The organism is Maribellus sediminis (genome assembly GCF_011799805.1).
Taxonomy (GTDB): domain Bacteria; phylum Bacteroidota; class Bacteroidia; order Bacteroidales; family Prolixibacteraceae; genus Draconibacterium; species Draconibacterium sediminis_A.
The window spans coordinates 753922-765482 of sequence record NZ_WXUB01000003.1; the positions used below are offsets into that span (position 1 = coordinate 753922).

Consider the following 11561-nt stretch of genomic DNA (forward strand, 5'->3'; position numbering starts at 1 on the left):
AAAAATGAGAACTATGAAATCCTATAAAAAATATTTATTCGTAATTCCAATTCTGGCTCTACTTGGTGCATGTTCCGATTACCTGGACATTGTACCGGATAAGACCCAGGAAATAGATCTTCTTTTTGAACGCAAAGAAGCGGCCTACAAAGCACTGAGTACCTGTTACCATTATTTGCCACAACAAGACGGTGTTTATTCAACCCATGCTTTTGCTTCGGATGCCTTGACGACTCCCATTGCTCAGGAAACACCGGGTGTTGAATTAATGCGGGGAAAACAATCCGCATCAAATCCGCTACTGGGATTCTGGTCGGGATATTATGCACACGGCAGGAGCCAGGAATCGCTTTTCAAAGCCATTCGCGATTGCAACACCCTGATCGATAATATCGACCTGGTGAAAGACATGAATGACACCGAAAAGCAGCAATGGAAAGCGGAAGCTGTTTTTCTGAAAGCGTATTATCATTTTCTGTTGCTGAAACAGTACGGCCCGATACCGATTGTGGACGAGAACCTACCGATTTCTGCAAGCGTTGAGGCGGTGCGGGTGAAGCGGGAAAAAGTTGATGATGTTTTCGAGTACATTGTGGCTACGATGGATGCAGCTGCTGCCGATCTGCCCGAACATATAACTTCAGACAATAACCTTGGACGTGTTGATAAAATTACGGCATTGGCTGTAAAATCGAGGGTTTTGCTTTATGCTGCCAGCCCGTTTTTCAATGGGAACTCCGAATTTTATGAAACCTTTGTTGACGCCGAAGGCAATAAGTTTTTCAATACCACCTACGACAACGAAAAATGGAAACGTGCGGCCGATGCCGCGAAAGCAGCCATTGATGCGGCTCTTGGAAATGGTTTGGGGCTGTATACATACAGCGACATCGTTCCCAACTTCGATTCTACTGCTTACCGCAACGACGAAGTAAAGGCGCTTTACAATTACCGTTACATGTTTACCGACAAGTGGAACAAAGAATTGATCTGGGGGAATTCCGATCCGGTAAATAATGGCGACTGGTGGACACTTCAGGCTGCAGCCATGATGATCAATCCCGATGCTTCATCGAGTTATGGTGCGTGGCAGTGGGTATCGCCAACGCTGCAAATTGTAGAAACCTACTATACAAAAAACGGCCTGCCGATCGATGAGGATCTGACATTTAATTACGACAGACGATACGGTGTTACGGTTGTTCCGGCCGATGACAAACTACATGCTCAGGAAGGAGAAGTAACGGCTCGTTTGCACCTGAATCGTGAACCCCGGTTTTACTCCAGCATTGGGTTCGACCGTGGAATCTACAGGACCTGGGGAACCAAATGGGACCTTGAAATGCGTAAAGGCGAAAAAAATGGCCGTCGCGCAAATACCAACGATTATGTAATTACCGGCTATGTTTTGAAGAAGATCTGTCATCCGGCTTCGGAAGGCGACGATTATAACAAACTGATTGCTTACCCCTGGCCAATCATCCGCTTAGCCGAACTTTACCTGAATTATGCTGAAGCGCTGAATGAATACAGCGGCCCGTCAGACCTGGTTTATGAAGCACTGAATTCCGTTCGTCAGCGTTCAGGGATTCCTACCGTTGAGGAGTCGTGGTCGAATGCAGCCTGGGCAATAACTCCTAACAAACATAAAACAAAGGAAGGTTTGCGTGAGATAATCCAACAGGAGCGCATGATTGAACTCGCTTTTGAAGGGCAGCGCTATTACGATATCAGGCGATGGAAAAAGGCCGCCGAATACTTTAACAAGCCTGTTACGGGCTGGAGTGTCGACGAGAGCGCCATCAATAAATTTTACACGGTTAAAAACGTGGGACAGCGGGCATTTCTAACACCCAGAGATTACCTGTTCCCGATTAAACTCGATGAGATTATAGTGAATTCGAACCTGGTACAGAATCCGGGTTGGTAGAATAAAAACGAATGAAAGCTTTAAAAAATCAAAAAATGATTACGAGCAAAATGAAATATTTAATGAGCAGTGTAACGGTCTTGTCACTGTTAATATTCGCACTGCTGAACACCGGATGCACCGAAGAAGAAATTGATACCACTCCTCCCGGGAAGGTAACTAATGTAGAGGCAGAGGCCCTGAACGGAGGGGCACGGTTAACATTTGAATTGCCCTCCGACAACGACATTCTTTTTGTAAAGGCAACATACACCAACTCATTGGGTAACGAGGTCTTCAAAGTGTCAAGCCGGTTCAAAAACGCGATTGAAATTGACGGTTTTAACGATACCGAACCGCACACTGTATCGTTAACAGTAATCGATCAGCATAATAACGAATCGGAGAGTGTGGAGATTGTAGTTACTCCGCTTCAGTCATTTATTTACCTGGTTCAGGAAAGCATTAAAATGCAACCTGATCTGGGCGGCGTTAAAATAGAATGGGAAAATCCGCTTGAAAAAACAGTGTTCGTGTATGTGTATTACACGGATTCGGAAAAGGAAAATGAACGGATTCTGTCGTCGAATAATGCAATGGAGTCATTTGTGATTCGCGGAATGGACTCGGTTTATTACGATTTCGATGTAATGATTGAAGATTTCAACGGGAATAAAACAGAGCGCGCCTTTGTGGGAAAACTCAAGCCCCTGTTCGAAGAAAAAATCGACAAGGCGCAGTGGACACTGGTTGATGCGCTTTCGGTGGATGGAAATGCCTGGGAAGGAGCCACGGTAAACTTCTGGGACGATGTTATCGACACCAAGGAATCGCCGGCCGATAACAGTTATTTCATCATCAATCGCGACAATAACGGGGGCATTCTCAATTACCCGCTCGACATTGTCATCGACTTCAATAAACAGATCGTTTTAAACCGTTTTGTGGTGTGGCAACGCGCCTATTGGTACGTCGACGGTAACAACGGAGTAAGTGAAACTCCCTATTACTACCAGAACGAAAATATGCGCTCCTTCGATCTGTATGCCAGCAACGACAAACAGGAATGGTTGCTCCTGGGAAAATTCGACATTGGCGATCCGAAAGATGAAGATGGAAATATACCGGCAGAGAAGATCCAGGAAGCCATCGATGGGCATGAATTTGAACTCGATAATACAAGCGATCCTTTCCGTTACCTCAAGTTCAGCATTACCTCGAGTTACGGAAGTGAAACCAATGTTTACGGCTCGGAGCTGACATTGTTTGGACTTGATAATGTAAATAATTGAAAGTAAGACAGATGAAAAAGATAACGAAAATACTGATAGCAGTTGTGGCCATTTTAAGCATTTCAGGATGCAGTCAAATGGATGATAATTATGTTGATTACCTGAATATGGAAAAGGTTTATGCCCCCAAGATCGGTAACCTGAAGGCAGTGGTCGGTCTAAAAACGGCCACACTTACCTGGGATAATCCTGAAGGCGACATTGCAAAAAAAATTCTGATCGATTACCAGGATGACAGCCTGAAGTTTGAAAGTATGGTTGATACAGCCGTTCTGGAAAACCTGGAGATCAAAGGTTACCATGTTTCGGTTTACACCATCGATGCATTTAACAACTATTCTATCCCGGTAAGCATTCAAATATTTCCCAATGGAGAAAACTAAATCATTTATCTAAATACGAACTAAAATTACTGGAAATGAGACAACTTTTACTTTTTATCATTTTTTTGGGTTTGATCAATGCTGAATTAAAAGCACAAACCGAAAAACTTATTGGAGGAAATCTGCAGGATTCCACCAATTGGCAAATTTCTTATTTAAACACAGCTGAAGGTGCGGAACCCACAGCAGTGTGGAATTATACAGTTGATCAACCAACCGCCGGTGTTGATGGCAACTTGTATGTAACCGGCACAACCAACTCCGGCAACTCGCAGTACTGTATTTACCAGGAGGTAGAATTGTCGTCGGATAAGGTTTATACTTTCGACGGAGCGTACAAAGCTGTTCAAATAAACAACAGTTGGTGCGAAGTATTTATTGGTTCGCAACCAACCGACGGAAGCGATTACGGCGACGGTCAGACAAGGCTGGCTGCCTTTGGCACCTGGGCCGGCTATAACAAAGATGATGGTGTTTTTAGTCAGGACATCGATCAGGCCAATTACAACACTTTCACACCATCAAGCAGCGGAACTTACTATTTAGTGGTGAAAATGGGTTCTACTTCATGGGATAACAGCGAGCAAACATTTGAAGTAATGCTTGACGAATTGAGCCTCACCGAAAGCGATCCGGTAAAGTTAAGTGCCGGCGGATCGATTATGGGTGGCAATATGGAAGATGCTTCCAAGTGGAATATTTCCTTGCTGAATACAGCAGAAGGAGCAGAGCCAACTGCTGAATGGAATTCAACAACAGATGTTCCCAATGCCGGAATAGGTGGAAACTTGCACGTTAGCGGAACCACCAACGCCGGAAATTCACAATACTGCATTTACCAGTCGGTAACACTTTCTGCCGACAGTTCTTATTCGTTCGACGGAGCATTTAAGGCCGTGCAGATAAACAACAGCTGGTGCGAAGTTTTTATCGGAACCGAGCCAACTGAGGGCAATGATTACGGCGACGGGCAGTTTCGCTTGGCAGCTTTTGGTACCTGGGCCGGCTACAGCAAAGCCGATGGTATTTTCAGTGAGGATATCGATGCCGGCAACTACAATGTATTTGTGCCCGATTCAAGCGGTGAATACTTTTTTGTATTGAAGATGGGTTCCACTTCGTGGGATGGATCCGATCAGGCTTTTGAAATTATTGTGGATGAACTTTCACTGACTGCAGCACGAACAAATCCAATCCCGGATTTCACGGCAAATGTTGTAAACGGAATTGCTCCGCTTGAGGTAACTTTCACCAATAAATCGAAAATGGCAACATCGTGGTCATGGAATTTTGGCGACGGTAGTGCAGAAAGCACCGAGGAGTCGCCCGCACATACCTTTACAGAAGCCGGAAAATATACCGTAACCCTGACAGCCATCAATGAAGTTGGTGATTCTATCATCACAAAAACAGACTACATCACTATTAATCCTCCTGTTGAAGTAGTCGCCGGTGGTGTACTCTCCGGAGGCAATATGGAAGATGAAACCAAATGGCAAACTACTTTTCTCTCGACACCTTCGGGCAGCGAACCTCTTGTAAGCTGGAACGACACAGAACATACACCGACTGCGGGAGACGGCGGTTGTTTATTTGTTACCGGTTTGTCCAATAATTCAACTGTTCAATATGCCATCTATCAAAAGGTGACTTTGTCTGCCGATTCGGTTTACACCTTTAACGCTGCGGTAAAAGATTTCACCTCGAACCTGAACCAGGCCTGGTATGAAGCCTTTATTGGTTCGGAACCTATTGATGGAGTGGATTACAGCAAAGACGACGCCGATAAGTTTCTTCTGGCCGATTTCAGTACCTGGAGTACCGAATGTAACCCCAAAGGTATCGATGGAACATTTGCAGCCAATGCGTGTACAAATAACTCATTTATTCCCGATTCAACCGGTGAATACTACTTCGTTATTAAATTCGGATCGACATCGTGGGCAAGCGACGATATGCCATTTGCTTTGGCACTGGATGAATTGTCGTTAACGGCAAAACGTACCAAACCAATGACCGCTTTTGCTGTGGATAATCCGCTCGGATTTGCACCTTTGACTGTGCAGTTTACCGATAAATCGAAGTTCGCCTCATCGTGGAGTTGGAACTTTGGCGATGGTTCTGAAGTAAGCACGGAACAAAATCCTCAACATACTTTCGAAAACGTGGGAACGTACACTGTTACGCTTACCGCTACCAACGAAAAAGGCGATTCTGTTTTGGTGAAAACCGATTTGGTTAAAGCCAATGCAAAACCCGAACTGCCCGAAGGCGAAAAACTGTATGGCGGAAATATGGAAGATCCGAACCTCTGGAACATCACCACACTGAATGCATCTGCTATTCCTACAGCAACATGGAATTACAGAGAGGATACGCTGGCAGCAGGTGAAGGTGGAAACCTGATGATTTCGGCAACTGCTTTAAATACCACTTCTAATTATTGTATCTGGCAACCGGTTGAATTAGTAGCAGGAAAGAAATATACATTTACAGCTGCTTTCCGCGATATAAGTGAAAATCTCGATCATTTTTGGAGCGAAGTGATGATTGGAACGAGTGCTCCTGTTGATGGCTCTGACTATGCAAAAGATGCCGAAGGAACTACCTTGATTGCATTTTTTAATACCTGGGACTGTGGCGCTGCAAAAGGACTGAACGGAACCTATCAGGATAATGCCTGCGGCGATGAACCTGTTGGAGTATTTGTTCCCGAAACATCGGGCACCTACTACTTTGTTATCAAAACCGGTAATAACGATTGGGAAAATACTGAGTATAAATTTAAGGTGCTTATTGACGAAGTTTCGCTTAAGGAAGCAGAAAATGTACCAGCTCCGGTAGCCGATTTCTTTGCCGACGTTACAGAAGGCGATAATCCGTTAAGCGTTTATTTTACTGATTTGTCGGAAAATGCCGTATCGTGGAGCTGGGATTTTGGCGATGGAAATACAAGTACGGAACAATCGCCGGAATACACCTACACAACGGCAGGAACGTTTACGGTAACCTTAATTGCATACAACTCAGCAAACGATGCTGATACCTTAAAAGTTGAGAATTTGATAACCGTGACTTCGACCACTGCTATAGAAGAAATTGGGGACGGGGGATTGAGTGTATATCCAAATCCATCCCATGGAAAGATCTATGTTTCGATGGATGGAATTCAGGAAAAAAGCGTGTCGGTATTTGATCTGACCGGAAAGCTCGTTGAAGCAAAGACAAGTTCACATGACAATGTTGTGGAAATTAATCTTGAAAACAGGGGAATCTATTTTATAAAAGTAAGCCAGGACGATTGGGTAAGAGTAAGTAAAGTTGTTATACGTTAGTATTTCATAGTTTTGTTTATCATGAATGGGCTGTCTTTAAAGACAGCCCATTTCTTTTTATCAAAGTGTTTTATCGCCGGGAAGTTTGGATTATTTTATTTTCCTTGCCTTTGTCTGTATTGCCGCAGGCAGGCTTGAAATACTGACTGCACGCTAAATGGTTAAGTTTTTTTCCGGACCATTTATTCGTGATTTGGAGTTAATATGGAAGTAAAAGGTGATATTAAAATCAATGTTGTTTCATAAAATTGACTTCCTGAATTGTTCCAAAAAACCAAATACTCCATTATCAAAATAATAAGAGAACAATCTTCAACTAGAATAACTTCTGATTGATTTTAGCTGCTTGAAAGTCCAATTAACTATTTCGATACATAATTGTTATGAGAATAACCAAAGATGAGTACTGTAACATTATTAAGTTGAATGGAAGAATCAATCATTGAATATTTCAGGACATTTCCATTTATTGGATCAGACGATATAAAATTAATTTATTCTTTAGGTAAGATAAAAAGAATAAAAGCCGGAGAACTTATAATTAAGGCCGGTGAAAAAAATTATAGCGGAATCTTTGTCTTAAAAGGTTTGCTAAGAAACTATGTTATAACCAGCGACGGTGAAGAAAGGACTCTGCTCTTTTGTGCCGAAGGAAACCAAACCGGTGCACACGCCACTATTTTTTACAATAAACCTGCCACAGAAAATATTGAAGCCATTGAGAATTCAGTCATATTTATGTTGAACTCTGAAGTTGCCGAAAAATTTACGGTGAAGCATCCAAAGCTTCTGAAATTACAAAACAATATCTTAAAGAAAGTGCTTGCTGAAAGTGTGGAACGAATCATTTTTTTCACCATTCTTTCGCCGGAAGAAAGATTTAAACAGCTGTGTACAAAACAACCTAATCTGGTAAAACGTGTCCCTCAAAAATATTTAGCGTCCTATATAGGAGTGACTACGGTTTCCCTTTCCCGAATAAAAAGCAGAATTAAGGATAAAAAAGAGTCATAGAAACGGACATAATTATCTTTTGTTATTTTTATTCAAACCGAATTGTCATTATTTTGAAAATAGAATAACAAATGAAACAAGAATGAAAGGAATTGTTTGTCCGATTTCCATCGAGAAGATAGATAGCAATGTAAGTCGGTTGACCGTCTTCATTAACGTGGTTTTTATGGGTGTGTTTTTGTATTCAAAAAATCCACTGTTCATAGGGATCGTCGCCGTTGACTATTTTATAAGAGCAACATTAAAGGTGGAATACAGTCCGATTCGATTCTTGGCTTTGTACATAATATCTGCCTTAAATGTTAAAAAGAAACCCATTAATCTGGCACCAAAAATATTTGCATCCCGACTTGGACTAATTTGCGCATTAATGGCCGCAATATTACAGCTAACCGGTCACACATCCGGGGCATTAATTACGGCAGGATTGTTAATGGTTTTATCCATTTTGGACTCGGTTTTTAATTATTGTGTTGGGTGTATCATTTACAACTTTATCGTCTATCCATTTTACAAGGACAAGAACTAAGACCGTTAGTATTTTGCTGAAATTTTTACCTTGAATTAATTTTTGAAATAGACAAACCCTGTTCAATTGTCAGAATACCTATGCCAGATAAAGAATATAATATCCGGGAATGGCAGAGAATGATTAGTTGTATGCTGGCTCATAAGGGTTGATTGGCCCCTCTTAATCCTTATACGTTGCATCTCATGAAAAAGCCCAAATATCTATTGATATTCAGGCTTTAAAATTACGGTTCTCAATATCTAATTATCCGAAGACTAAATTCATTTAGCGTTTAATGATTTGAAAAGTAGCGAATTTATCGCCACAAATTATGTTTACATGATAATGACCAGAGGCCATATTCGTCAGATCAATTTCAATATCGCTGGAAACATCTTTATATCTGGTAATTTCCCGACCTGCATTATCGATTAGTCTTACAAGATAAGTTTGGTTAATATCAAATCCGGTAATATTAATTATACCAGATGTCGGATTGGGATATATATTAATGGCTTCTTGTACATTAACTAAAATCTCAGAATTCGTTAATTCACCACTTTTCTCAATTTCGCTGTGGATTACAATGGAACCCTCCATTAATGTAGTGGTTGGATCAGCATCAATTTCAGTACCTAGTTCATTGTCATATACCACTTCTTCTGAATATCGATCCCAAATCTTAATTCTGAATAAGTCAGGATCACCTTTTTCTTTTAAATCACCATCTATTGCAGAGATCATAAAGCCATATTCTCCTTCTCCATTAATTTTACCCCATCCTTTGAATTTAGCTCTGGAACCTGCTACCACTAGCCAATCATATTCAGTACTTTTAAAGTCGATATCACCTGCCTGAAATTTGAATGCAGTATTACCATCCGGATTAACTTTGTTTTTAACGTATTTCGACACAAAACCGAAGCTGGCAACACCTGTCGCAGTTGGGTACCAAGTTGATGCACCTATGGGCGAATAGAATATACCTCCTCCTGTTACAAATCCGCCCTCAGGATCATAAATTACAATGTATCTTTTTATTGTACTTTCCGGTTCATCTCCTAAAATGAAGGCAGACTTCAGGTTTAGATCCTCTACAACTACACTGTCTGCCACATGGGTAATTGTTGAATCGCCACATGCATCAATCAAAACAATTGCCGGAGAATATACTCCTGGTTGGGCATAATAATGCGATGCCGTAATATTCGTGATATCGGTTTCGGATAAACTTCCATCGTCCCATAGCCAGTATGAAGCAGTTAGATTATCGTCACTACTGGATGTAGATATTGTTACCATGCTATCGATATGAACAGGATCATACGAAGTCTCGAACACATTTGGTTCTGGTAATGGATTTTCTACAATCACATTTTGTTCTACGTTGGTTAAATTTCCGGAATCATCTGTAATTGTCCAGGTAACAACATTAAGACCTTTTTCAAATATCTCCGGTGCGTCATTGGTAATGGAATGGATCAAACAATTATCAGTAGCTAAAGGATCTGTTAAAACAATTGTTGCCTCACATGTTCCAGAGTCGTTTTTCTGTACATAATCCTCCGGTTGAATAACAATGGGCTTTTCAGTGTCAACAACTGTTATTTGCTGATAAAACAGAGTAGAATTATCATGAATATCAATTGCCTCCCAAACTACATCAATAAATCCTTTATACAAGGTATCCGGTCCAAAGTAATTAATTACTGCTAAACCACAGTTATCAATCACCGAAGGTATTTCTAGATTGGATGCAACCTTATGACAATTCCCTGTGTCCAAAGAGACAGTTAATACAGAATCTGCTACAAATACTGCTTTCTCATTATCTTCCACTGTTATTGATTGATAACAAGTAGATGAATTGCCATGCAAATCAAAAACTGTCCACTCTATTATGGTTTCACCTACAGGGTATACGGCTGATGCAATCGAATTACCTGTATAATTGTTCACGAGATAACTAATTTCACAATTATCTGCGATTTCAGGACCAGCTACTTCAACAAAGGCTTCACACATTCCAGGATCGTTCTCCTGAACAATATCTGGAGCACACATAATAAACGGAGCTTCGTTGTCGATTACAGTAACCTGTACCGGGTAATCTGCACTGTTCCCGTGTATATCTTCCACATGGAGGTTTATCCAATTGTCACCAACCGGTATTTCAGGACCATCAATATAATAAGCAGTACTGATACCACAATTATCCCACAACTCAGGAAGAGCGATGTTATTAATAAAGGCAGAACACATTCCGGGTTCTGTAAAAGCAACGATTGCTGAATCAGCAATAACAACAGGTGCTTCATTATCAATAACCGTGACTTCAATCTGCTCGGCAATTGAGTTTCCATAGATGTCTTCAGCGGTGACTTCAATGGTGTTTATCCCTACCGGTAATTGTATGGAATCAGGATACCAGGCATAAGCCTCACTACAGTTGTCGAAGACAGGAGGCAGCTCAAGGCTGGAGCTTAATGCATAACATTGACCTGGTTCTGTTTGAGCTTCAATTACAGCTCCGTAAATATCAATAAACGGAGCTTCGTTGTCGATTACAGTAACCTGTACCGGGTAATCTGCACTGTTCCCGTGTATATCTTCCACATGGAGGTTTATCCAATTGTCACCAACCGGTATTTCAGGACCATCAATATAATAAGCAGTACTGATACCACAATTATCCCATAACTCAGGAAGCGGGATATTGTCAGCAAAGGCAGAACACATTCCGGGCTCAGTAAATGCAACGATTGCTGAATCTGCTATAACAACAGGTGCTTCATTGTCAATAACTGTGACTTCAATCTGCTCGGTAATAGAGTTTCCATGAATATCTTCAGCGGTGACTTCAATAGTGTTTATGCCAACCGGTAACTCCACTGAATCAGGGTACCAGGCATAAGCCTCTCCACAGTTGTCGTAAACAGGAGGCAGCTCAAGGCTGGAGCTTAATGCATAACATTGACCTGGTTCTGTTTGAGCTTCAATTACAGCTCCGTAAATATCAATAAACGGAGCTTCGTTGTCGATTACAGTAACCTGTACCGGGTAATCTGCACTGTTCCCGTGTATATCTTCCACATGGAGGTTTATCCAATTGTCACC

At 41.5% G+C, this 11561-nt stretch carries 7 protein-coding genes; 6 read left to right on the top strand and 1 reads right to left on the bottom strand.

The window, feature by feature from the left end; genetic code table 11:
• Positions 1 to 13: 13 nt before the first annotated feature.
• From HFD85_RS15035 to HFD85_RS15060, 6 genes are all read left to right on the top strand, one after another.
• Complete coding sequence (locus tag HFD85_RS15035) at positions 14 to 1930, top strand: RagB/SusD family nutrient uptake outer membrane protein (protein ID WP_167611537.1); 1917 nt, start codon at positions 14 to 16, stop codon at positions 1928 to 1930.
• Positions 1931 to 1965: 35 nt separating this feature from the next.
• On the top strand, positions 1966 to 3201 hold the full coding sequence (locus tag HFD85_RS15040) for a DUF4959 domain-containing protein (protein ID WP_167611540.1): 1236 nt from the start codon (positions 1966 to 1968) through the stop codon (positions 3199 to 3201).
• Positions 3202 to 3212: 11 nt separating this feature from the next.
• Complete coding sequence (locus HFD85_RS15045) at positions 3213 to 3584, top strand: DUF4998 domain-containing protein (RefSeq protein WP_167611543.1); 372 nt, start codon at positions 3213 to 3215, stop codon at positions 3582 to 3584.
• A gap of 35 nt (positions 3585 to 3619) precedes the next feature.
• A complete protein-coding gene (locus HFD85_RS15050) occupies positions 3620 to 6919 on the top strand; it encodes a PKD domain-containing protein (protein WP_167611546.1) in 3300 nt (1099 codons plus the stop codon).
• A 426-nt stretch (positions 6920 to 7345) separates the two neighbouring features.
• Positions 7346 to 7933, top strand: a complete 588-nt coding sequence (locus tag HFD85_RS15055; protein ID WP_167611549.1) for a Crp/Fnr family transcriptional regulator — start codon at positions 7346 to 7348, stop codon at positions 7931 to 7933.
• 82 nt (positions 7934 to 8015) lie between these two features.
• Complete coding sequence (locus tag HFD85_RS15060; protein WP_167611552.1) at positions 8016 to 8462, top strand: DUF4395 domain-containing protein; 447 nt, start codon at positions 8016 to 8018, stop codon at positions 8460 to 8462.
• A 267-nt stretch (positions 8463 to 8729) separates the two neighbouring features.
• Here the strand turns inward: HFD85_RS15060 and HFD85_RS15065 are convergent.
• Positions 8730 to 11561: T9SS type A sorting domain-containing protein (locus HFD85_RS15065; protein ID WP_167611555.1), on the bottom strand; the 2832-nt coding region annotated here is incomplete at its 5' end.

Coding starts and splice junctions, on each gene's coding strand:
- HFD85_RS15035 (WP_167611537.1), top strand. CDS start 14: ATGAAATCCTATAAAAAATATTTATTCGTAATTCCAATTCTGGCTCTA.
- HFD85_RS15040 (WP_167611540.1), top strand. CDS start 1,966: ATGATTACGAGCAAAATGAAATATTTAATGAGCAGTGTAACGGTCTTG.
- HFD85_RS15045 (WP_167611543.1), top strand. CDS start 3,213: ATGAAAAAGATAACGAAAATACTGATAGCAGTTGTGGCCATTTTAAGC.
- HFD85_RS15050 (WP_167611546.1), top strand. CDS start 3,620: ATGAGACAACTTTTACTTTTTATCATTTTTTTGGGTTTGATCAATGCT.
- HFD85_RS15055 (WP_167611549.1), top strand. CDS start 7,346: ATGGAAGAATCAATCATTGAATATTTCAGGACATTTCCATTTATTGGA.
- HFD85_RS15060 (WP_167611552.1), top strand. CDS start 8,016: ATGAAAGGAATTGTTTGTCCGATTTCCATCGAGAAGATAGATAGCAAT.